The organism is Bradyrhizobium sp. RP6, assembly GCF_003837805.1.
GTDB lineage: Bacteria > Pseudomonadota > Alphaproteobacteria > Rhizobiales > Xanthobacteraceae > Bradyrhizobium.
The window spans coordinates 797,542-819,582 of record NZ_RQIT01000001.1; the positions used below are offsets into that span (position 1 = coordinate 797,542).

The 22,041-nt window shown below is 63.5% G+C and carries 22 protein-coding genes; 10 read left to right on the forward strand and 12 right to left on the reverse strand.

Annotated features, from left to right (window positions below):
- Positions 1-179: 179 nt before the first annotated feature.
- From yajC to EHH60_RS04225, 6 genes are all read left to right on the forward strand, one after another.
- Entirely contained in the window at positions 180-548 is a 369-nt protein-coding gene (gene yajC, locus EHH60_RS04200) for a preprotein translocase subunit YajC (RefSeq protein WP_124158187.1), read from the forward strand.
- Between the two features lie 47 nt (positions 549-595).
- Entirely contained in the window at positions 596-2,200 is a 1,605-nt protein-coding gene (gene secD / locus EHH60_RS04205; protein WP_124158188.1) for a protein translocase subunit SecD, read from the forward strand.
- A gap of 10 nt (positions 2,201-2,210) precedes the next feature.
- Positions 2,211-3,230: a protein translocase subunit SecF gene (gene secF / locus EHH60_RS04210; protein WP_124158189.1), complete on the forward strand. Its 1,020-nt coding sequence runs from the start codon at positions 2,211-2,213 to the stop codon at positions 3,228-3,230.
- A gap of 61 nt (positions 3,231-3,291) precedes the next feature.
- A complete protein-coding gene (locus tag EHH60_RS04215) occupies positions 3,292-3,675 on the forward strand; it encodes an Mth938-like domain-containing protein (RefSeq protein ID WP_124158190.1) in 384 nt (127 codons plus the stop codon).
- Positions 3,672-4,535: a phytoene/squalene synthase family protein gene (locus EHH60_RS04220; RefSeq protein WP_124158191.1), complete on the forward strand. Its 864-nt coding sequence runs from the start codon at positions 3,672-3,674 to the stop codon at positions 4,533-4,535. Before EHH60_RS04215 ends, EHH60_RS04220 begins: the two co-directional genes overlap by 4 nt.
- A 45-nt stretch (positions 4,536-4,580) precedes the next feature.
- Entirely contained in the window at positions 4,581-5,822 is a 1,242-nt protein-coding gene (locus tag EHH60_RS04225) for a threonine ammonia-lyase (protein ID WP_124158192.1), read from the forward strand.
- A gap of 19 nt (positions 5,823-5,841) precedes the next feature.
- Here the strand turns inward: EHH60_RS04225 and EHH60_RS04230 are convergent, their stop codons facing one another.
- From EHH60_RS04230 to EHH60_RS04260, 7 genes are all read right to left on the reverse strand, one after another.
- On the reverse strand, positions 5,842-7,020 hold the full coding sequence (locus EHH60_RS04230; RefSeq protein WP_124158193.1) for an aminotransferase class V-fold PLP-dependent enzyme: 1,179 nt from the start codon (positions 7,018-7,020) through the stop codon (positions 5,842-5,844).
- Positions 7,021-7,133: 113 nt separating this feature from the next.
- The gene (locus EHH60_RS04235) at positions 7,134-7,523 is read right to left on the reverse strand and encodes a response regulator (RefSeq protein WP_124158194.1); all 390 of its coding nucleotides are present in this window, start codon (positions 7,521-7,523) and stop codon (positions 7,134-7,136) included.
- Positions 7,520-11,119 (reverse strand): GAF domain-containing protein, encoded by a 3,600-nt coding sequence (locus tag EHH60_RS04240; RefSeq protein WP_124158195.1) that lies wholly within the window; start codon positions 11,117-11,119, stop codon positions 7,520-7,522. The genes EHH60_RS04235 and EHH60_RS04240 overlap by 4 nt, the downstream gene beginning before the upstream one ends.
- A gap of 205 nt (positions 11,120-11,324) precedes the next feature.
- Entirely contained in the window at positions 11,325-11,882 is a 558-nt protein-coding gene (locus tag EHH60_RS04245) for a CAP domain-containing protein (protein WP_199751281.1), read from the reverse strand.
- A gap of 94 nt (positions 11,883-11,976) precedes the next feature.
- A complete protein-coding gene (locus EHH60_RS04250) occupies positions 11,977-13,071 on the reverse strand; it encodes an AMP-binding enzyme (protein WP_199751282.1) in 1,095 nt (364 codons plus the stop codon).
- Positions 13,072-13,078: 7 nt separating this feature from the next.
- Positions 13,079-14,506: a methylenetetrahydrofolate--tRNA-(uracil(54)-C(5))-methyltransferase (FADH(2)-oxidizing) TrmFO gene (gene trmFO, locus EHH60_RS04255; RefSeq protein WP_124158198.1), complete on the reverse strand. Its 1,428-nt coding sequence runs from the start codon at positions 14,504-14,506 to the stop codon at positions 13,079-13,081.
- A gap of 125 nt (positions 14,507-14,631) precedes the next feature.
- Positions 14,632-14,784, reverse strand: coding sequence for a DUF1127 domain-containing protein (locus EHH60_RS04260; RefSeq protein WP_007590701.1), 153 nt, complete (start codon positions 14,782-14,784; stop codon positions 14,632-14,634).
- 550 nt (positions 14,785-15,334) lie between these two features.
- Here EHH60_RS04260 and EHH60_RS04265 point away from each other — a divergent pair.
- Positions 15,335-15,598: a hypothetical protein gene (locus EHH60_RS04265; protein WP_124158199.1), complete on the forward strand. Its 264-nt coding sequence runs from the start codon at positions 15,335-15,337 to the stop codon at positions 15,596-15,598.
- A gap of 65 nt (positions 15,599-15,663) precedes the next feature.
- Here EHH60_RS04265 and EHH60_RS04270 read toward each other — a convergent pair whose 3' ends face one another.
- Positions 15,664-16,488 (reverse strand): lytic murein transglycosylase, encoded by an 825-nt coding sequence (locus EHH60_RS04270; RefSeq protein WP_124158200.1) that lies wholly within the window; start codon positions 16,486-16,488, stop codon positions 15,664-15,666.
- A gap of 130 nt (positions 16,489-16,618) precedes the next feature.
- The gene (locus EHH60_RS04275) at positions 16,619-17,527 is read right to left on the reverse strand and encodes a DUF2189 domain-containing protein (RefSeq protein ID WP_199751283.1); all 909 of its coding nucleotides are present in this window, start codon (positions 17,525-17,527) and stop codon (positions 16,619-16,621) included.
- Between the two features lie 336 nt (positions 17,528-17,863).
- Here EHH60_RS04275 and EHH60_RS04280 point away from each other — a divergent pair, with 336 nt between their 5' ends.
- The gene (locus EHH60_RS04280) at positions 17,864-18,262 is read left to right on the forward strand and encodes a DUF3597 domain-containing protein (RefSeq protein ID WP_124158202.1); all 399 of its coding nucleotides are present in this window, start codon (positions 17,864-17,866) and stop codon (positions 18,260-18,262) included.
- A gap of 51 nt (positions 18,263-18,313) precedes the next feature.
- Here the strand turns inward: EHH60_RS04280 and EHH60_RS04285 are convergent, their stop codons facing one another.
- Positions 18,314-18,589, reverse strand: a complete 276-nt coding sequence (locus tag EHH60_RS04285) for a GNAT family N-acetyltransferase (protein ID WP_124158203.1) — start codon at positions 18,587-18,589, stop codon at positions 18,314-18,316.
- 319 nt (positions 18,590-18,908) lie between these two features.
- On the opposite strand from EHH60_RS04285, the gene EHH60_RS04290 reads away from it, so the two are divergent.
- Positions 18,909-19,304, forward strand: coding sequence for an SPW repeat protein (locus tag EHH60_RS04290; protein WP_124158204.1), 396 nt, complete (start codon positions 18,909-18,911; stop codon positions 19,302-19,304).
- A gap of 48 nt (positions 19,305-19,352) precedes the next feature.
- Here the strand turns inward: EHH60_RS04290 and EHH60_RS04295 are convergent, their stop codons facing one another.
- Both EHH60_RS04295 and EHH60_RS04300 read right to left on the reverse strand, forming a co-directional pair.
- Positions 19,353-19,628: a GNAT family N-acetyltransferase gene (locus EHH60_RS04295; protein ID WP_124158205.1), complete on the reverse strand. Its 276-nt coding sequence runs from the start codon at positions 19,626-19,628 to the stop codon at positions 19,353-19,355.
- Between the two features lie 87 nt (positions 19,629-19,715).
- Positions 19,716-20,072, reverse strand: coding sequence for a hypothetical protein (locus tag EHH60_RS04300; RefSeq protein ID WP_124158206.1), 357 nt, complete (start codon positions 20,070-20,072; stop codon positions 19,716-19,718).
- Positions 20,073-20,426: 354 nt separating this feature from the next.
- Here EHH60_RS04300 and EHH60_RS04305 point away from each other — a divergent pair, with 354 nt between their 5' ends.
- Positions 20,427-22,034, forward strand: coding sequence for an acyl-CoA synthetase (locus tag EHH60_RS04305; RefSeq protein ID WP_124158207.1), 1,608 nt, complete (start codon positions 20,427-20,429; stop codon positions 22,032-22,034).
- Positions 22,035-22,041: the final 7 nt, after the last annotated feature.

Genomic DNA, 22,041 nt, shown 5'->3' on the forward strand with positions numbered 1-22,041 from the left:
CGAAGTTCCTGAGAACGCAGCCATATCGGGCCTGACGGCGCGTCGCAAGGTGCCCCAAAAGGGCAGTCTGGCAGCGTTGCAATTGGGGCAATGGCCGCTATAGTCCGCGCGAATTTGACCGAACCGGTCGCCTTTGAGGGCCTGACCGGCTTTCCCCTGTTCTCACGAGGATCGTCCGAATGCTGATTACCCCTGCGTATGCCCAGGCCGCGGGCGCCGGCGACACCAACAGCATGTTGATGTCGCTGCTGCCGTTCGCGCTGATCTTCGTGATCATGTACTTCCTGATTCTGCGTCCGCAGCAGAAGAAGGTCCGCGACCACGCCGAGCTCGTGAAGAACATCCGCCGCGGCGACACCATCGTGACCTCGGGAGGCCTCGTCGGCAAGGTCACCAAGGTCGTCGACGACGACCAGATCGAGTTCGAGATTTCCGATGGCGTGCGCGTGCGGCAGATGCGCCAGATGATCTCGGGCGTGCGAGCCAAGGGCGAGCCGGCCAAGGAAAGCTCGAAGGAAAGCGCCAAGGACGACACAGCGGCAAAGTGAGCGCCCGCGCGAGTCGCTCAAGTCTCCTGATCTGACAGGTCCAGTCGATGTTGTATTTCACGCGGTGGAGGGCGCTGGGGATTATCCTGACGGCGCTGATCGTGTGCCTCTGCGCGGTCCCCAACTTCTTCCCCGAGGCGCAGGTCAAGACCTGGCCCGCCTGGGCGCAGCGGCGGCTCGTGCTCGGCCTCGACCTGCAGGGCGGCTCCTACCTGCTACTCGAGGTCGATTCCAACTACGTGAAGAAGGAGCGGCTCGACCAGGTCCGCGACGACGTTCGCCGGACGCTGCGCGATGCCAAGATCGGCTTCACGGGTGGCGTTACCGTGCGTAACGACGCGGTCGAGGTTCGTGTCACCAAGGAATCCGATGCGCCGGCCGCACTCGCCAAGCTGCGGGAGCTGTCCCAGCCGTTGGGCGGCCTCATGGGATCCAGCGGTCAGCGCGACCTTGAGGTGGCAGATGCCGGCGGTGGTGTAATCCGCCTGAGCATCCCGCAGGCCGCCATGCTCGACCGCATGCGCAAGACCATCGAGCAGTCGATCCAAATCGTCGAACGCCGCGTCAACGAGCTCGGCACCGTCGAGCCCGTGATCCAGCGCCAGGGCAATGACCGCATCCTAGTGCAGGTCCCGGGTCTTCAGGACCCGACGCGCCTGAAGGAACTGCTGGGCAAGACCGCGAAGATGGAATTCCGCATGGTCGACACCTCCGTGCCGCCGGATCAGGCGCAGCAGGGGCGGTTGCCGCCGGAATCCGAGCTGTTGATGAGCGCATCGCCACCGCCCACGCCCTACGTGGTCAAGAAGCAGGTGCTGGTCGCGGGCGGCGACCTGACCGACGGCCAGGCGAGCTTCGACCAGCGTACGGGCGAGCCGGTCGTCAGCTTCAAGTTCAACACCTCGGGCGCGCGCAAGTTCTCGCAGGCCACGACGGAGAACGTCGGACTGCCCTTTGCGATCGTGCTCGACAACAAGGTGATCTCGGCGCCCGTGATCCGCGAGCCGATCACCGGCGGTCAGGGTCAGATCTCCGGCAATTTCACGGTGCAATCGGCCAACGATCTCGCGATCCTGCTGCGTGCCGGCGCGCTGCCGGCACCGCTCACGGTGGTCGAGGAACGCACCGTCGGTCCGGGCCTCGGTCAGGATTCGATCGAGAAGGGCGAGTTGGCGGCCTATGTCGGCTCGATCCTCGTCATCGTCTTCATGCTGCTGACCTACCGTCTGTTCGGGGTGTTCGCCAACATCGCAGTGGCCATCAACGTCGCGATGATCTTCGGGCTGCTGTCGCTGCTCAATGCGACGCTGACGTTGCCCGGCATCGCCGGCATCGTGCTCACCGTTGGTATCGCGGTGGACTCCAACGTGCTGATCTACGAGCGTATCCGCGAGGAGCTGCGCGGCGGTCGCAACGCGATCTCGGCCATCGACGCCGGCTTCAAGCGGGCGCTCGCGACCATCCTCGATTCCAACATCACCACCTTCATTGCTGCCGCGGTGCTGTTCTACATCGGCACCGGCCCCGTGCGCGGCTTTGCCGTGACGCTCGGCATCGGCATCATCACCACGGTGTTCACCGCCTTCACCATGACCCGGCTGATCGTCGCCTGGTGGGTGCGGTGGAAGCGGCCGCAGAGCGTGCCGATCTAGGAGCCTGATCTTGACTCACACCGTTCTCATCGGGCTCGGCGTCCTTATTGCCATTCTCACCGTGGTCTCGGTGTTTGGCTGGCTGCCGTCGCTCCGCATCGTCCCTGACGATACGCATTTCGACTTCACACGCTTCCGCCGCATTAGCTTCCCGATCTCGGCCGCGCTGTCGATCCTCGCGATCGTGTTGTTCTTCACCCATGGCCTGAATTTCGGCATCGACTTCCGCGGCGGCACGCTGCTGGAAGTCAAGGCGAAGTCGGGCGCCGCCGACATCGCGGCGATGCGCACGACGTTGGATGCTCTGCGTCTCGGCGAGGTCCAGCTCCAGCAGTTTGGCGGACCCGAGAACGTCTTGATCCGCGTCGCGGAGCAGCCCGGCGGCGACGCCGCCCAGCAGGAGGCCGTGCAGAAGGTTCGCGCCGCGCTCGGCGACTCCGTCGAATATCGCCGCGTCGAGGTGGTCGGCCCGCGCGTCTCAGGCGAATTGCTGGCCTACGGCATGCTCGGCCTGATGCTCGCGATCGTCGGCATCTTGGTCTATCTCTGGTTCCGCTTCGAATGGCAGTTCGCGCTCGGCGCCATGATCGCGAACGTGCACGACATCGTGCTGACCATCGGCTTCATGTCGATCAGCCAGGTCGATTTCGACCTGACCAGCATCGCAGCACTGCTGACGATCTTGGGCTATTCGCTCAACGATACCGTCGTCATCTACGATCGTATCCGTGAAATGCTGCGGCGCTACAAGAAGATGCCAATGCCGCAGCTTCTCAACGAGTCCATCAACTCGACGCTCTCGCGTTCGATCATCACTCACTTCACGGTGACGCTGGCGCTGCTCGCGCTGCTGTTGTTCGGCGGGCACGCGATCCACAGCTTTACCGCAGTAATGATGTTCGGCGTGGTGCTGGTCGGCACCTATACCTCGATCTTCATTGCGGCCCCGATCCTGATCTACCTCGGCGTCGGCGAGCATCGCGAAGATGCGCCCGATACGGCTGCGCCGGCGAAGAAAAGCAAGGCATGATCCGAACCTCATGCCCTCGCAGGAGTTTGCGAGGGCAGTAAGCCCCATTCGGACGAAGCTCATGGCCGGCGATCCCAATGCTCCGCATTTCCCGCGCTCGGCGCCGATCGAGGCCTATGGCAAGGGCGGCTTCGCCTTTGCCGGTATGTCGCATCGGGGTTCGCTGCTCTGCCTGCCGGACGCGATCTGGGCCTGGGACGTGACGGACCCCGCGAAGATCGATCGCTATTCGCTGGATCGGATCTTCACGGCCGCCAACAGCATCGACACGCTCCTGGTCGGCACCGGAACCGGGCTGTGGCTGCCGCCGCCGGAGTTGCGTCAGGCCCTTAAGGCGGTGAGGGTGGTGCTGGACACAATGCAGACCGGACCCGCCGTGCGCACCTACAACATCATGATTGGCGAACGGCGGCGCGTTGCTGCTGCGCTGATCGCCGTGCCATGAGCAGCCCTGCGCCGCCGCCCGACTCCGTTGCCTTCTGCGCCGATCTGGTGCGAAGCCATGACTTTCCGCGTTACGCCGCGACCCTGTTCGCGCCGGTCGCCGAGCGCCGTGCGTTGCTGGCCCTGTATGCCTTCAACGTCGAGATCGTCCGCGTCCGTGACCAGGTGAGCCAGCCTTTGCCCGGCGAGATCCGCCTGCAATGGTGGACAGACATGCTGTCGGGCCATGTCCACGGCGGCGCCGAGGGCAATCCCGTGGCAGCCGAGCTGCTCAGCGCGATCCGTGATTTCAACCTGCCGGTCGAGCCGCTGTCGCAGCTGGCCGACGAGCACCAGTTCGATCTCTACAACGACCCGATGCCGACCATGGCCGCGCTGGAGGGCTATCTGGCCGCGACCTCGTCGGCGCTGTTCGGTCTGGCGGCGCAGGTCTTGGGACCGCCGTCGGAGGCGGTCGAGCATCTCGCCCGCCATGCCGGGTTGGCGCAGGGCATCGTGCAGGTCATCGCCAATTTGCCGCGCGACGCCGCGCACCGGCAATTGTTCCTGCCGCAGCAGCTGATGGAGAGGCACAATTGCAGCATCGAGGATGTCTTCGCCGGCAAGGAGACACCCAATCTGCATGCGGTGCTGGAGCAGCTTGCGGGTGAAGCCCGGCAGCATCTGACGACGGCTTCGTCGCTGCTGGCACAGGTGGCACCGTCCATGCGGCCGGCGTTTCTGCCGTTGAGCCAGGCGCAGGCCGATCTCAAGCGCCTGTCGCGTCCGGAACGCAACCCGTTTACGCTGCAGCCGTCGTCGCGGCTGCGCACGCTCTGGACGCTGTGGCGCGCCTCGCGATCGCGTGAATTTACCAAATAGCGCCTGGCTTGTCGCCTGAGCCGGGCAAATGCTCTATGTTGTCCTATGGCTGACTTGTCCCGAAGCGCGTCCGATCTCAGCGGCTTTCCGGTCGCACCCAGCGACATTCTTGCCGCCGCCGAGACCATCCGTGGCGCCGTGGTCGAGACGCCCTGCAGCCATAGCCGGACACTGAGCAGTATCTGCGGCTGCGACATCTGGCTGAAATTCGAGAACCTCCAGTTCACCTCCTCGTTCAAGGAGCGCGGCGCGCTCAACCGGCTCACTGCGCTGACGCCGGAAGAGCGTGCGCGGGGCGTGATTGCAATGTCCGCGGGCAACCACGCCCAAGGCGTTGCCTACCACGCCAAGCGGCTCGGCATTCCCGCCACCATTGTCATGCCGATCGGCACGCCCATGGTGAAGATCGAGAACACCAGGCATCACGGCGCCGAGGTGGTGGTCACGGGCGCGACGCTGGAGGAAGCCGCCGCCTTTGCGCGCAGCCATGGTGAGGCGCGCGGCATGATCTTCGTCCACCCCTATGACGATCCGCTTGTCATCGCGGGGCAGGGCACGATCGGGCTGGAAATGCTCAAGGCGGTACCGGATTTCGACACGCTGGTCGTTCCGATAGGTGGCGGCGGATTGATCAGCGGTATCGCCATCGCCGCGAAATCGATCAAGCCGTCGCTGCGGATATTGGGCGTCGAGGCCTGGCTCTACCCGTCGATGTACAATGCGATCCATGACGGCAACCTGCCGGCGCGGGGCGACACGCTGGCCGAAGGCATCGCGGTGAAATCGCCGGGCAAGATCACCACGGAAATCGTCCGTCGTCTCGTTGATGACATCGCCTTGGTCAATGAAGCCGAGCTCGAGCGTGCGGTCGCAACCCTGATCTCGATCGAGAAGACGGTGGTCGAGGGCGCCGGCGCCGCCGGCCTCGCCGCCCTGATGTCCGATCCGTCCCGCTTCGCCGGCCAGAAGGTTGGCCTCGTACTGAGCGGAGGCAATATCGACACGCGGCTGATCGCCTCCGTCCTCACCCGCGAGCTGGCCCGCGAGGGGCGACTGACGCAACTGTCCCTCGATATTCCCGATCGGCCCGGGCAGCTGGCCGCCGTGGCCGCGCTTCTGGCCGAAGCCGGCGCCAACATCATCGAGGTCTCGCACCAGCGGACCTTCTCCGACCTTCCGGCCAAGGCGACGCTGCTGCAGCTGGTCATCGAGACCCGTGACAGCGCGCATCTCGACGAGGTGATGGCAAGGCTCAGCGCATCCGGACTGAGCGCGCGCTGCACCTGAGCGGTGCGCGGCGATGCCGCTATCGCGACGCCAGAGCCGCGAGGTGACCGATCAGCCGATCGATCTCGGCTTCGGTGTTGTAGTAATGCGGGGAGGCCCGCACGAGCGGCGGCAGCGAGCGGAGTTCGGCATCGATGCGAGTGCTCGACGGATCTGACGCGCCGATCGTGATGCCGGCGGCCGCGGCGCTCCTCACAATGGCGTCCGCCTCATACCCGTCCATCGTGAAGCTGACGATGGCGCCCGGCGCGCGTCCGAGGTCGCGAATGGTGATGCCGCGGATGGAGCCGAGACCATCACGAAGGCGGCCCGCGAGCAGGCGACAGCGCTGCTCGATCAGGTCCATGCCGATGTCGAGCGCATAATCGACGGCAGCGCCGAGCCCCAGCCGGGCCGCATAATTGTTCTCCCAGGTCTCGAAACGGCGCGCATCGTCGCGGAGCCGATATTCATCGCGTGCGACCCAGGGCGCTGCGAAATGGTCGATCATCGGCGGCTCGAGCTGTTGCAGCAGCGCGCGGCGGACGTAGAGAAAACCGGTGCCGCGCGGGCCGCGCAGGAATTTGCGACCCGTGGCGGACAGCATGTCACAGCCGATCGCTTCGACGTCGACCGCCATCTGCCCGACCGCTTGGCACGCGTCCAGCAGGTAGGGAATGCCGTGCGCCCGCGCGATCTTGCCGACCGCCGCGGCGGGATTGACCAGCCCGCCATTGGTGGGAACCCAGGTGATGGCGATGAGCCTTGTGCGCTCATCGACCATGCGCTCGAGCGCGTGCACGTCGAGCTCGCCGCGGGCATCGCTCGGCACGACATCGATCGTCGCGCCGGTTCGTTTCGCGATCTGAAGAAAGGCGACGTAATTGGCAGCGTATTCCGCCTCGGCTGTCAGGATACGGTCCCCTTTGTGGAACGGCAGCGCGTAGAACGCCATCTGCCAGGCAACCGTCGCGTTCTCAACCAGGGCGATCTCGTCAGGTGCCGCATTGAGCAGGCGCGCCACAGAGCCATACACCGCATCGAGCCGATCGGACTCGCGATCGGCAGCGGCATAGCCGCCAATTTCGCTTTCGAGGTCGATATGCTGTTTCATCGCCGCGGCAACGGCCGTTGGCATGAGAGCTGCGCCGGCGTTATGGAGGTAGGCGAGCCGGGCGGCGGCCGGTGTGTCGGCTCGTATTTGGTCGGTGTCGATCACGTGAGAACCTCTGCCATCGGGTTCCCAGAGTTAGACACAATGACGCATGCGAGCAATAGCGGGCAAGAGCTGACGTGGGCCTGCAGGCGCACCGAGCTGCGCCCGCATGACGATCATGCGGTGCGACCGAGCCTCGCCTCGATCTCCCGGCGCAGCGCCGCAAAGTCAATTGGTTTGGTCAACAGATCAGTCGCGCCGCTGTCCAGCGCTTTGCGTTTGGTTTCGGTATCGCCGTAAGCCGTAATCATGATCACGGGGACGTCGGGCCGGGCCGCACGTACAATCGGCAACATCTCGAGCCCGCTCATGCCGGGCATATTGATGTCTGAAAGGATTAGAATGAGTGTTGCATCGCGGAACTCCATGGCGCGCTGTAGCGCCATCGGCGCCGACGATGCAAATTCCATCAGAAAGCGGCCGGCGCGCAGATCGCGTCGGAATTGCTGGCGAAACAGCACTTCGACGTCCGGCTCGTCGTCAACCACCAAAATGTACACGCTCACCCCTTGTCTCCGGACTGCATAGGGCTGGCCGCGGTGCGTGGCAGCGTGATGATGAACTCCGTAAAGGCGCCTGGCTCGGTCTCGAAATCGATGCTGCCGCCATGTTGTTTCACGATAATGTCGTGACATATCGACAGGCCGAGCCCGGTTCCTTCGCCGACCGGCTTGGTTGTGAAGAACGGACTGAATATCTTCTCCCTCACCTCGGCAGGAATTCCGGTGCCATTGTCGCGAATGCGGATTTCCACGGCGCGGTCGAGACCCTTTGTTGTCGCGCTAAGAACGGGCTCGAACCCATCGCCGGCGACTTCCTTGCGTTTCATGGCGGCATAGAAGCCGTTTGAGATCAGATTGAGGAAGACCCGCGTGATTTCCTGCGGGTACACGCCGACAATCCCCGCAGAGGGATCGAGCTTTCGCTCGAGCGTAATGTGAAAATCCGGCCTTTCCGCGCGCGCGCCGTGATAGGCCAGATTGAGGCCTTCCTCGACGATCCCGTTGATGTCGGCGGCGCGGCGCTCGCCAGAACCCTGTCGCGAATGCAGCAGCATGTTCTTCACGATGGAATCGGCGCGTGCGCCGTGCTGCACGATTCTTGCGAGGTTGGCCTGAAGCACCTGCGTGAGTTCGTCGATCTCCTGCCTGACCGCCTCGTCCAGCTCGGTCGCGCGCAGCTTCTCGTTCAGCTCGCCGATCAATTCCGACGAGAGCGATGAGAAGTTGTTGACGAAATTGAGCGGGTTCTTGATCTCATGCGCGATGCCTGCGGTTAGCTGGCCAAGTGAGGCGAGCTTTTCAGTCTGGATCAGACGATCCTGTGTCGCGCGCAGCTCTTCGAGAGACTGCGAGAGCTCCTTTGTGCGTTTGCGCAGTTCATTCAACAGACGAGCGTTCTCGATCGCGATGACGGCCTGATTAGCGAAATTGGCAACCAACGCGATTTGCTTTGAAGTGAATGGCTTCACCTCCTGGCGGAAAATCGTGATCGTCCCGATAAGCTCGTCTTCCCTAAGCATGGGCACGATGACGAGGGTTCTTGCTCCGGCAAGGTTGGCGAGCGCGCGGACGTTGGGATTTCCTTCAATGTAAGGCGGCTGGCTCCGGATGTCCTCGATGTGGACGGGCTGATGTGTCTTCTCCACGGTGCCAAGACCGCTGCCGGGATGCGGGCGAATGCTCTGGTACAGGCGGGTAGCTACATAGGCCTGCGGCGCGTTGTAGAGTGCAACCGTGCGGAAGCCGCCTTCCTCATAGAGGTTCATGGTGCCAAATCGAGCTCCGCAGACGCGGGTCGCTTTCTCAAGCATCTTGTCGAAGACCGGCTCCAACTCGCCTGCGGACGAGCTGATCGTCGCCAAGACTTCCGCAGTCGCGATCTGCTGCTCGAGGGATTCCGTAAGTTCGCGCGTGCGCTCCCGTACCTCTTCGAACAGCCGGACATTGCCGATCGCGATCACGGCCTGATCGGCGAAGGTCTGAAGTAGAGCAATCTGCTTGGCGTTGAACGGATTGACCTCGGTGCGTCGAAGGGTGATGGCGCCAATTCCTTCGCCTTCGCGCAAGAGCGGTACACTGAGGATGGTCCGCACGCCGTCATCGCGCCTGAGTTCTCTTCCATCGGGAAATTCATCGCCTTCCGGCGAGGTGATGTCCCCCACTTGGACTGGAGACCGGTCGAGAATTGAGCGGCCGGCTGTCCATTTGCGATTGATGGGCCACGTTGCGCGGGAGGGCACTATCGGGCCGTGATGTGCAACCAGTTGAAGATGATTGTCCCTTCTCAGGCGAAGTACCGCATCTGAGCTTTCGCAGAGCTCACAGGCGCTTTCGACAATCGCATTCAAGACCGGATCGATCTCGGTCGGCGACGACGCTATGACTTTCAAAATACTGGCGCTGCCGGTTTGGTATGTCAGTGCGTCCTGCAGGTCACGGCTCGTGGCTTGCACTTCCTCGAAGAGACGCACGTTCTCGATGGCAATGACCGCCTGATCGGCAAACGTCGAAACCAGCTCGACCTGTTTTTCGGAAAAGGATTGAACGGTTGTGCGGCCCAGAAATAACACTCCGATCGGCTCGCCTTCGCGCATCATCGGCACGCCGAGCAGCGTGCGATAGCCTGCGGCCTTCTGCATGTCCGGGTAGGCATATTCGGGATCAGCCAGCACATCGAGGATTTGAACGGACCGCTGTTCGAGCAGAACCCGCCCGATCAAGCTGCCTCTGCCGGCCTGAAGCCGGTGGACGTCGGCGACCTTGACCCAATCCACGCGAAAATTATAGCCGGTGGCATGATAGAAACCGCGCTCGTCCTTGCGCGCAATGGCGGCCATATCCGCGTTGCATAGGCGCGCTGCGGATTCCGTCAGCGTATCAAGCACCTTCTGAAGGTCGAAGGCGGAACGGCTGATGACTTTCAGCACGTCTGCAGTCGCCGTCTGCTGCTGCAATGACTCGCTCAGGTCATTGGTCCGTTGCCGAAGCTCATCAAACAGGCGCACATTTTCGATCGCGATGACGGCCTGGTCGGCGAAGGTGGTGACGAGCTCGACTTGCTTCTCGGTGAAGGGCTCCGTGCGTTGGCGCGCGAGCACAATTGTCCCGATTGGTTCGTTCTGACGCAGCAGCGGTACACAAAGCGCTGTATGCTGGCCGCCGAGGGTCGTCGCCTCCTGCAGCGTGTATTCTGGGTCGGAGGCTACATCGAAGATCTGGACCGGACGCTTTTCCGTCACCGCCCGCCCCGTGATCGTGCCGCGCCCCGGGGCGATGGGGTGGTTCTTGATGAACTCGATGTACTCTGCGGTGTAACCGACCGCTGCTCCGGCGCGGTAGAGATCGCCTTCGCGCCGCATGATGAATGCCATCTCGGCGTTGCACAGGCGCGCTGCGGTCTGAACGAGCGTATCGAGCACCGGCTGCAGATCGAAGGTCGAGCGGCTGATCGTTTTGAGAACGTCTCCGACCGCGGTTTGCTGCTGAAGCGATTCAGTCAAGTCGTTTGTACGCTGCTGTACATCGCCGAACAGCTTCGCATTATCTATGGCGATGACGGCCTGCTCCGCAAAGGTCCGCAGCAGCTGCTTGTCGTGCTCGGCAAAGTTGCCCGGCTGGGGACGCGTGACGCTGATCATGCCGATTGCAGTTCCGCCCTTCATGATCGGTGCGAACAGCATCGCGCGGAAGCCGCGTAACCGGGCGACGTCTCGGATCTGCAGTTCGGAGGTGGCCTCGGTATCGGGGACGGGGACGACCTTTCCGAACGAGGCGAGTTGAAAGCTTGGAAAGTCCGCAATGGGCCGCGGAAACATCTGCGTGAGATGCGCATCTGCGACAGCATTGGTGCGGGTGAACGCGGCAAGGTGCGCAATTCCGCCGACGAAACGGAATACTGTGGTGGAAAAGCCCCCGATCAACCGGTTGGCGCTGGTAGCGATTGCGTCGAACACCGGCTGCACGTCGGAGGACGAGGTCGCGATCACTTTCAGGACGTCGGCAGTCGCGTTCTCCCGATCGTGCGCGGCGCGCAACTCGGCCAAGAGCCGAGCGTTCTCCTGCTTCAGATCTGCCACCACGTCCGGGGAGAGCGCGGGCATCGGAAACCAAATCCATATCGCCGGATGCGTTGCAGCATCGGGCCAAAATATGCGGCAGTTTCGACTGGATTATTTCACTTCGGAACGCGTTCGACCAGCCCTATTGCAAGTTGCGCCGACAGGCTCTGCACGCCTTCCGGCGGACTGCTGGGCAGGCCTGCCGGAATGTCGGCTATCAAGACGGCACGAGAGCGCGGAGCTCGTCTCAGATGCAGAGGCTGAGTAGCTTGATGTGGCAGTTGCTGGATTTGGGCTTGCTTGCCGGAGCAGCCTCGCGCTTCACGGCAACCGGCGGCTCCTTGTCCTTCTTGCCCTTACCCTTGCTCTTCGGCTCGTAATCGCCGGCGATGACCATGGCCCAATAGGTTCGCTTGCCGCTGGCATTCCTGGCGCTGGCAATGCCGACGCGGGAGGCGTTGTGCAGCAGGAGGTTCTTGCGATGCCCGGAGGAGTCGATCCACTGGCCCAGCGTCTTCTCGAAATTGTCGTAACCGTAGGCGATGTTCTCGGCGGCGCGGCCCGCGCCCGCCGGCGCGACGCGGCGGTTGAAGGGCCCGAGCGCGTCGTGACTGAGGTCGTCCTTCGCCGCCATCGCGCGGGCCTGATCCATGGCGATGCGATCGAGGGTGGCATCGCGGACGACGCGGGGCTCCCCATGCTTGAGACGGAAGCCCGAGATCAGCTCGGCCGGTGAGTCGGCCATCGCGGGCGTGGCCGCCAGCAGCAGAAGGCCTGCGATCATCCCGCCAGCCACACGTTGCATCATCGTCCCCCGAGCGCCCATAATCCTTGCCGGCCCCGCGTTAGTCGACAGTTTCTCTATCGCCAATGTGGACGCTTCAAGGCACGCCGCAATGTCAACTCGCCGGTAGGTTCGCCTCGAAATTGAAGCGGTCGCGCAGGTTCTTGCGCTGCTCCAGGATGTCCTTGAGAAAGGCACGGTCCTGCTCGTTCTTCATCATGGGCTCGATCAGGTCGAGCTGGTTCATTGCGACCAGCTGCAGGACCTCGGTGCGCGGCTTGCCGCTGGTGTTGCGCGGCAAGGCGTGCACGATCTGGATGTGCTCGGGCGGCTTCGGTCCCTTTGCCGCTGCGAGCTCGCTGCGGAGCTCGCCTTCGAGCGCTGTCTGGTCGGCTTCGACGAAGGCATAGAGCCCGACGCCGGAGCGGCGGTCGGCAAAGGCGACGATGGCGGCGTCGCGTACGGCGGGATTCCGGCGGATCAGCTCAGCCAGCACCGGCGCGTCATTGACGAGCCGCCGGCCGCCGCCCTCGCGGTCGGTAAAGTTGAACAGGCCGCGGGTGATGGCGCGATAGATCTTCTTGCCGGTGGCGAGCCACAGGCTCGCGGCGAACGACTTCTTTGCCAGGATCTTCCGCTCCCGTGGCGTCAGCGCCTCCGGCGCGTAGGAGCGTTTGTGCTTCAGCAGATGCCGCAGGTCTTCATAGGCGAGGATGCGATAGAGCCGGCCGCGCCGCGCAAAGCAAGCCGCAAGCTGGAAGTCGGTCACATAGGCGCGACCGTCGCGGCCGACCAGCCAGTTCTGTTCCTTGGCGAGATCGTTGTGGCAGATACCGGCGCGGCGCAGCCGGCGAAGCGCGGCCTTGGCCGAGCGGAAGTAGGCGAGATCGCCATGCGGCTTTGCCAGATGCAGCGCGACACCGTCAACGAAGCCGCGCACCAGCGCGCGGCGTCCGGCCCATAGCAGCTCGGGACCGACCTCGAGGCCTTTGGCGCGCACCAACGCGTGCTTCTCGCGGGCGAACAGATGGCGTGCCAGCAGAAACGACCACCATGGCACCTGGTCGAGCCGGCGCAGCACCGCGTCGGACTCGCCGTTCTCGGTGCGGAAGCGGCCGCGCTCGACGGTCGAGAACACGTCGCGCTTGAGCAACACGCCTTCGGTCCAGCGCACCGACAGCTCTGCGGCGTCGTCTTTGGGGAGGCTCATCGAAAGCTCACGCGGCGGCGGCAATGCGCAGGTGATCGGCGATCCAGCGATCGAGATCAGCGAGCGCCCGTGCACTCAGCGCCTGCTTCTTGGCCACCGTCTTCTCGTTGCCGAGCAGCCGCGTGCCGTCAGCCTTTTTGGTCGGCGCCGTCGCAAGCGGCGGGAACAGGCCGAAATTGATGTTCATCGGCTGGAACGACCGTGTGCCCGGTTCGATGGTCTCGATATGGCCGCCGGTGATGTGGCCGAGTAGCGAACCGAGCGCGGTCGTGCCCGGCGGACCGACAAGTGTCTCGCCGCGCGCGTCCGCTGCTGCATAAAGGCCGGCGATCAAGCCGACGCTGGCGGATTCCACATAGCCCTCGCAGCCTGTCATCTGGCCGGCAAAGCGCAGCCGCGGCTGTGCGCGCAGCCGCAACCGGCCGTCGAGCAGCTTTGGCGAATTCAGGAAGGTGTTGCGATGCAGGCCGCCGAGTCGGGCGAACTCGGCCTTCTCCAGCCCGGGAATGGTGCGGAAGATGCGCTGCTGCTCGCCGTACTTCAATTTCGTCTGGAAGCCGACGATGTTGTAGAGCGTGCCGAGCTTGTTGTCCTGACGGAGCTGCACGATCGCATAAGCTTTCGTGGCGGGATCGTGCGGATTGGTGAGGCCGACGGGCTTCATGGGACCGTGGCGCAGCGTCTCGGGACCGCGCTCCGCCATCACTTCGATCGGTAGGCAGCCATCGAAATAGGGCGTGTTGGTCTCCCATTCCTTGAATTCGGTCTTCTCGCCGGCGATCAGCGCGGCGACGAAGCCGTCATACTGCTCCTTGGTCATCGGGCAGTTGATGTAGTCGGCGCCGTTGCCGCCGGGGCCGACCTTGTCGTAGCGCGACTGGAACCAGGCCACCGACATGTTGATGGACTCGCGGTGCACGATGGGCGCGATGGCGTCGAAGAAAGCGAGCGCGTTCTCGTCGGTCAGGTCGCGGATGGCGTCGGCCAGCGGCGCAGAGGTGAGGGGGCCGGTGGCGACGATGACGTTGCTCCAGTCGGCCGGCGGCAGGCCTGCCACCTCGCCACGGGCGATCTCAATCAGGGGATGATCGTTCAGCGCCTTGGTGACCGCCGCCGAGAAACCGTCGCGGTCGACCGCGAGTGCGCCGCCGGCGGGCACCTGGTTGGCATCGGCCGCGCGCATGATCAGCGAGTCGAGCCGGCGCATCTCCGCGTGCAAGAGGCCGACGGCGTTGTTGGCGGGGTCGTCTGAGCGGAACGAGTTAGAGCAGACGAGCTCGGCGAGCCCATCGGTGCGGTGCGCCTCGGTCATGCGAGCCGGCCGCATTTCGTGCAGCACCACGGGGACGCCGGATTTCGCCACTTGCCAGGCAGCCTCGGAACCAGCGAGACCGGCGCCGATCACGTGAACGATGTTGGATTGGGATCCTGTCATGGGGCGGACAGGTAGCGCTTTTCGGCGAAGAGTGGAATCGCCGAGATCGAGTTTTCTGCAACCAGAGACGACAACGCCCGCACAAGGCGGGCGCTATCGGGTCGTCCGGTTAGGGGCTGAAATTATCAGCCCTGATACTGACCGGCGGCAACGCGCGGAATGTCCGAGCGATCGAGACCGATATCGGCCAGTTCGCGATCACTGAGCTGGGACAGCTCGGCAACATTGCGCTGATAGTCCCGGAAGGCCTGGATCATGCGGATGAGCGAGAGCAGCATTGGTAGTCTCCTGTAGTTTGATTCAGCCCTTGCCCGGGCTTCATCGTTGGAGTGAATATAGATGAGCGTAGTGCAGTGCGAAAGTTCCTATGTTGCGATGCAGCTAAGCGTTGATTGCATAGCGCCGCTAACGGACGATTAACCTAGCGGCGCTCTCGCCCCAGCAACGGGCGGGGCGTCACAAAGAGAGCAATAAATGCCCGTGAATTCACGGACTTATCGCACTTGCGTGACCCGGATGCGTCAAGCGGATATGTTAGGTTTCCCGGGTCCGCCAAGGGCTCGAACCAGCTACTAAACCCAAGTCGCACATGCGCGATTCGCATGTGTTCCGAAGACAAGATATGAATTTATATTCACTCACAACTTCGGCTGGGTCGCCTGCGTTTATAAAAAGCAGTATTTCTGCATGCCGCTCTGCGTCATGCGCAGCATCACGCAATTCTCGCGAAGAATTTATTGCGGCAAGTTGACGCGCCCGAAGGAAAGTCGTGCCGCAGAATCCGGCAATGTCGCTGGTCTGTGCAAGGACAAGAAGGAAGGTAACGTCATGTCGAAGTTACTCGGGGTTATCGCAATCGCTGCCGTTGCGTTCGCCGGCGCGCCGGCTGAGGCCGCCAAGCACGCAGCGGGCGGCTGCAGCGGGGCCAATCTGGAGAAAACGGAGACCGCGATCGAGAACATGGCCGACGGCGACAGCAAGTTCGCCGCGCAGAAGGAGATCGCGGCTGCGCAGGACGCGCTGCTCAACGGCAAGATGGGTGTGTGCGGTGCGCATCTGAACAAGGCGATGCAGGCGACCATGGCCAAATAGAAGTCCGCGCTCTAGGGAGAGGGCCGATCGCCGAGCGATCGGCTCTCACTTGCTTATGCGAGGGCTCAAGGAGCGCGCGCCAGCTGGGTGGCGAAATAGGCGACGGTCTTGGAATAGACCTCGCTCTTGTTCCATTGCTGGAGCACAGCGAAGTTGGGACTACCCGGCTGCCAATCCTTGCCTCGTTGCCAGCCATAGCCGGCGAGGTAATTGGCGGTGGAGGCGAGCACGTCGGGCGCATTGTGCAGGAGATCGCGCTTGCCATTGCCGTCGAAATCGACGGCATATTTCATCCAGGATGACGGCATGAACTGGGTCTGGCCGAGCTCACCGGCCCAGGCGCCTTTCATGTCGGCTGGGGCGAGATCGCCGCGCTGGACGATGCGCAGCGCGTCCATCAACTCGGCGCGAAACTGCTCGGAGCGGCGGCAGTCGTAGGCAAGCGTTGCCAGCGAGCGGATCGTTGCGAACTTGCCGGTGTTGACGCCGAAATCGGTCTCCAGACCCCAGATCGCAACCAGGATCTCGCCGGGCACGCCATAGGCCTGCTCGATGCGCGACAGCACCGAGCCGTATTGCTTCATCATGTTGGAGCCGCGCTGCATGCGTGGCGGCACCATGCGGCCGGAAAACTCCTCGAACGTCTGGCTGAAGACTTTTTGCGAGCGGTCGCGGTTGAGCACGCTCTGATCGAGCGTCACGCCGGCGAGCCCGGCGTTGATGGCCTGCTGCGAGATGCCTTTCGCTGCGGCATCGGTTTTGACATCCGCAAGCCAGGCGTCGAAATTGCCCGAGCCGCAGGCAACAGCGGCAAGCGCTGGCTGGACTGCTGAAATTGACGCGGAGAGGACCAGGGCTGCGAGAGCGAGACGAGAAATCGTCGGGGTCATTCGAGTAAATGAATTCCGTGAAGCGATCTGACCGGTGGGCGCAATCTCGGTCGGAACCGCGGCCAAAGCAAGGCGCACAACAGGGTGCGATCCTGCCCGAGCCGGGGCAGGATCGCATGTCACGATGTCGTCAGGCGTCCGTCCGATTCCGCCAGGGGAAGAGGTTGGCCGGGAAGTCGGCGGCCGGCTTACGCGGACGATGCGGCGGGGGCGGCACCGGATGTGCTCCGGGCTCCGAAATGATCACTTTGCGGTAGAGGTGCCACGTGGCATGGCCGAGCAGCGGGATCACCACGGCGAGCCCGAGGAAGGCCGGTATTGTGCCGAGCGCGAGCAGCACCGCCACAATCAAGCCCCACGCCGCCATCGGTACCGGGTTTCTTGCGACGACACGCAGCGAAGTTATCATCGACTCGAGCGCGCCGGCATGACGGTCGAGCATCAAGGGGAACGATACGACGCTGATGCAGAGCGCGGCGAGCGCGAACAGGAAGCCGGTGCCGCAGCCAACGGCGATCAGCCACCAGCCTTGCTGCGTCGTCAGCACGCGCGTCGTGAAGTCCGAGAGTCCGGTCACGCCCTCGTAGCCGAAGGCTGCGACATAGATCGCCTGCGCGGTCGCAACCCAAGTGACGAACAGGGCGAGCAGCAACGTCCCGAGGCCGAGCATCGCACCGAACGAAGGCGAGCGCAGCACTTCCATGGCATCCCAGGCGCTCGCCGGTTCATAACGCTCGCGCCGGCTGGAGAGCTCGTAGAGTCCCAGCGCGGCGAAGGGCCCGATCAATGCGAATCCGGCAGCCAGCGGAAACAGCAGCGGCAGCACCGAATATCCCATCACCACGCGGGCGAGCACGAGGCCGAGCACAGGATAGATCACGCACAGGATGATGGCGTGGCTCGGAACGGCTTTGAAGTCTTCCCAGCCGCGCCTGAGCGCGTCCTGCAGATCGGACAGTCGGATGGTTCGGATCACCGGTCCAGCCGCATCCTCGGGCTGGGCCATCGTAGGAACATTGCCCTGGTAGAGTGTGGCCATGGTCGCTAGCTCCCTTGCCAGGCGGCCGAACCCAGCGCCGCCAAACGGCGCAAGCGGCCGCCATTCTCTGAAATCTCGCGATCCCGACTACACGCGAATTCCGGCTGGCATCGCGAGCTGAACGCCAACCATACTCCCAAGTCCGAGTCCTGTCCCTCACGCTTGGGTGAAATTCGATGTCGCGGCGCAACCACAACGACGTCATTCTGTCGTCATTTCGCCGCAGATAAGCTGATGCTGCTGGTAGCTTGCGGAACTTCGCGGGCGTAGCGCGGTAACTTCGTCTATAAGTGCCACTCAAGGCCCTTCCAACGGATTCCTTTTCGGGGAGCAGACATGAGCATTTTCGGGAAAATCATGAGCGCGATCTTCGGCAGCCAGCCGGCCTCCGCCGCGCCCGCCGGTGGCGCAGCTTCGCCCGGCGCGCCCGCAGGGGCGCCAAGCGCTTCGGCGCCGACCGCCGCGCCCATGGCTGCCGTTGACGTAGCGGCGATCGTCGACAAGGCGGTGGCCGCACACAAGGGCGAGAAGCTGGAATGGCGCACCTCGATCGTCGACCTCATGAAGGCGCTCGACATCGATTCCAGCCTCGCTGCACGCAAGGATCTCGCCAAGGAGCTGGGCTACAGCGGCGACATGAACGACTCGGCTAGCATGAACGTCTGGCTGCATAAGCAGGTGATGTCCAAGCTCGCCGCCAACGGCGGCAAGCTGCCGCCGGAGATCAAGCACTGACCCGCCCGGGTCGTGCCGCAAGGGCCCGCGATCTCGCGGGCCCTTTTTCCTTCAGGCGACCAGATCCGCATCCTCCGGATGCCTGTCGAGATAGTCGACGACGAAGCTGCAGCCGGCGATCACCTTCCTGCCGTCGCGCCGGATCAAGTCCAGCGCGCCCTTGACCAGCTCGGAGCCAATGCCGCGGCCGCGCAGCGGGCGCGGCGTCTCGGTATGGGTGATGATGACGGCAGACGGCGTCAGCCGGTAATTGGCGAAGGCGATGTCGCTGCCGACATCGAGCTCGAAGCGGCTCCTGTCCTTGTTGTCGCGTACCAATGCCGCCATGAGGAATCCTTCCGAAATGCAGATTGCCTCCTGATCTAGGAGGCTTGCTCCGCCCCTGCCAAGATGCAGCCAAGGCAGATTGGCGCAGAGGAGATATCCGCAAATGGGCACCGCCGTGACCGCAGTGCAGTATGGAAATCGTGCTCTGCGAGCATGATGCGGCGACCGCAAATAATCCTCGATACGGCTCTTGCAGGCCGAACTTCGGTTCCCACGTCCTGGAGAGGACATACGCCCGAATGCGGCCGGCAGGTCGCCAGACATTCGGAGTGTCGTGATCGCCAGCCGCAGACGTATGCCTCTTTTGCAGGAGGGTACGATGTCGGATTCTGGTTTCTTGAACACTCATCGAACATGGGAAGACTGGTGCGGGATGCTGCTTGGCGCGGCGATCGTGGCTTCGCCGTGGTTTCCCGTCCAGGATCAGGGGATCACCGGGCACCAGACGGCCATCCTCAATACCGTCGCGATCGGTCTGATCGTGTTTGGCCTCAGCCAGCTCGAATACGTCGCCTTGCAGCGGTGGCAAGAGGTAACCACGATCCTGGTTGGACTGTGGCTCATCGCCTCGCCTTACGTGATCGGCTACTCCGCTGACGGCTTCCTCCGCATCTATCACACGGCACTCGGTGCGGTGGTGGTGCTGCTCGGCATACTCCAGCTGTGGCAGGACTGGGATCAGACTGACCAGGACATGCTCAGGCATGGGCAATAGCCGTAGATGTCGGCAGGCCCGCCGGCCACGGGCGGCGGGCCTGTGCACTCATCTTGTCACGAGATCTGCATAGTCCGGGTGCTTGTCGATCCACGCCTTCACGAACGGGCATTGTGGGATCAGCTTCAATCCGGCGGCGCGGACCTGGTCGAGCGCGCCTTGTACCAGCTTCGATCCGACCCCCTTGCCCCCGAGCGCCTTCGGCACGTCGGTATGCTCGAACGTGATCACGTTGCCATCGAGCTTGTAATGCTCGGTCGCAAGATGGCCTTCCACCGCGAGCTCGTAGCGGTGTTGGGCCTTGTTGTTGATGACGTCGCCCATGTCGTCCCTTTCCAGCTACCAGCCTCGCGCACCATGCCGCTACGCGCGGTCGGGTCGGCCGATTTTTCAATGTTGAGGTCGTTCTGTTCAATCGGTCGCTCTGGCCAGCCTGGAATCTTCGGGCTGCGGCGGGCGGAGGCAACCCTGGCAGATGACCAGTGAGCGGTTGACCTTGGCGTCCTGCTCGGCCTCGACGCCGTCCTGCGCCTGCCACCATTCCTTCGAATAGGGCTGAACGCCGGCTTGCGACGTGTTGCGCTCGGAGTGGGCAGCGGTGCGCGTTGATTGTGAAGCAGCGCGCGGCCGGTTGGGATCCTCGCCGGCGCCATCCCAGGCATAACGCGCAGGCTCGAAGGCGGGATCGGAAGCCAGATGCGCCTGCGGCGCAACGGCACATCCGGCGAGCGCCAGCGTGAGCAGGAGGACGGCGGGCGCTTTGATCATGCAATGCACTCTGTACGCGGAGACGGATTAAGGGTGCGCCGATCATGTTTAAAATTCACTGAACAATTGCGGTTGTGACTGCGATCAACGCTGATGCGATCTCTGATCCTCCTGCTCACCTCGCTCGTAACCAGCGCGCGTGCCATCCGTTTCGATCTGCACGGCAGCAGCTGCTGCGGCTTCGGGGTGCAGGCCTGCTGGCAAGCGAAGGCCATTGCGGCGACTGCGTTTGCGTTTAGGCTGCCGTAGGGCAGGTCCGCGGCAGCCGGCCTTGCAGGGGCGCCGGCGATGGCGATAAATGGGCGGCAATGAGCGGGCAGCTTGCGCGCTGTCCGTCGTCGAAGAGGAAGCCCGATGCAGCCCCTGCGCATGTCCCGCCGCGTCATGAATCTCGCTTACATGCTCACCCAGAATGCGCGGCGGCATGGATCGCGCCCCGGCTTCGTCTGGGGTGACAAATCCTGGACCTGGCGTGAGATCGATGCGCAGGTCTCGGCGCTGGCGGCCGCGCTCGCCGCGCGCGGCATCGCCAAGGGCGACCGCATCCTGGTCCATTCCAAGAATGGCGACGAGATGTTCTTCTCGATGTTCGCCGCCTTCCGGCTTGGCGCGGTCTGGGTCCCCACCAATTTTCGCCTGATGCCGGATGAGGTGACCTATCTCGCACAAGCTTCCGGCGCGAAGGCGTTTCTGTGTCACGTCGATTTCCTCGAGCACGCGGCGGCCGTGAAGGGCGGCGCGCTGGAGTTCACCTGGAGCGTCGACGGCAGAGGCGCGTTCGGCGAGACCTCGGTTGCGGAGGCCATCGCCTCGCGCGCCGGAGCGGTGGTCGAGAATGCGGCCGTCGAGCACGACGATCCCTGCTGGTTCTTCTTCACGTCGGGAACCACCGGACGCTCCAAGGCCGCGGTGCTGACCCATGGCCAGATGGGCTTTGTCGTCACCAACCATCTCGCCGATCTGACGCCTGGCGTCACGGAGAACGACGCCTCGCTGGTGGTGGCCCCGCTGTCGCATGGCGCCGGCGTGCATCAACTGGTGCAGACAGCGCGCGGCGTGTGCACCGTCTTGCTGCCGACTGAAAAATTCGACATCAACGAGGCGTTCCGCCTGATCGAAAAGCATCAGGTCGCCAATCTCTTCACAGTGCCGACGATCCTCAAGATGATGGTCGAGCACCCCGCCGTCGACAAATACGATCACTCCTCGCTGCGGCACGTGATCTATGCGGGCGCGCCGATGTATCGTGAGGATCAGAAGACTGCGCTGAGGAAGCTCGGCAAGGTCATCGTGCAATATTTTGGCCTCGGCGAGGTCACCGGCAACATCACCGTGCTTCCAGCGGCGCTGCACGATCCAGAGGACAGCCCGCATGCGAAGATCGGCACCTGCGGCTTCGAGCGCACCGGCATGCAGGTCTCGATCCAGGACGACGAGGGGCGCGAGCTCGCGGCCAACCAGAGCGGCGAGATCTGCGTGATCGGGCCGGCCGTGCTCGCCGGCTATTACGACAACCCCGAAGCTAACGCTAAGGCATTCCGCAACGGCTGGTTCCGCACCGGTGACCTCGGCCACATGGATGAGGAGGGCTTCGTCTACATCACGGGCCGCGCTTCCGACATGTACATCTCCGGCGGCTCCAACATCTATCCGCGCGAGATCGAAGAGAAGATTTTGACCCATCCCGCGATCGGCGAGGTCGCCGTGCTCGGCGTGCCCGATGCGACCTGGGGCGAGGTCGGCGTTGCCGTCTGCGTCGCGCGCGAAGGTGCGAAGGCCGTGAGCGAGGCCGAGATGGCCGCGTTTCTCGGCCCGAAGGTGCCGCGCTACAAGATGCCGAAGCGGTTCTTCTTCTGGGAGGCGCTGCCCAAATCGGGCTACGGCAAGGTGCCGAAGCGGATGGTGCGTGACGAGCTCGAGGCGCGCGGGCTGCTCGATCTCGACAAGACCAAGGCAGGCTGAGCGCGAG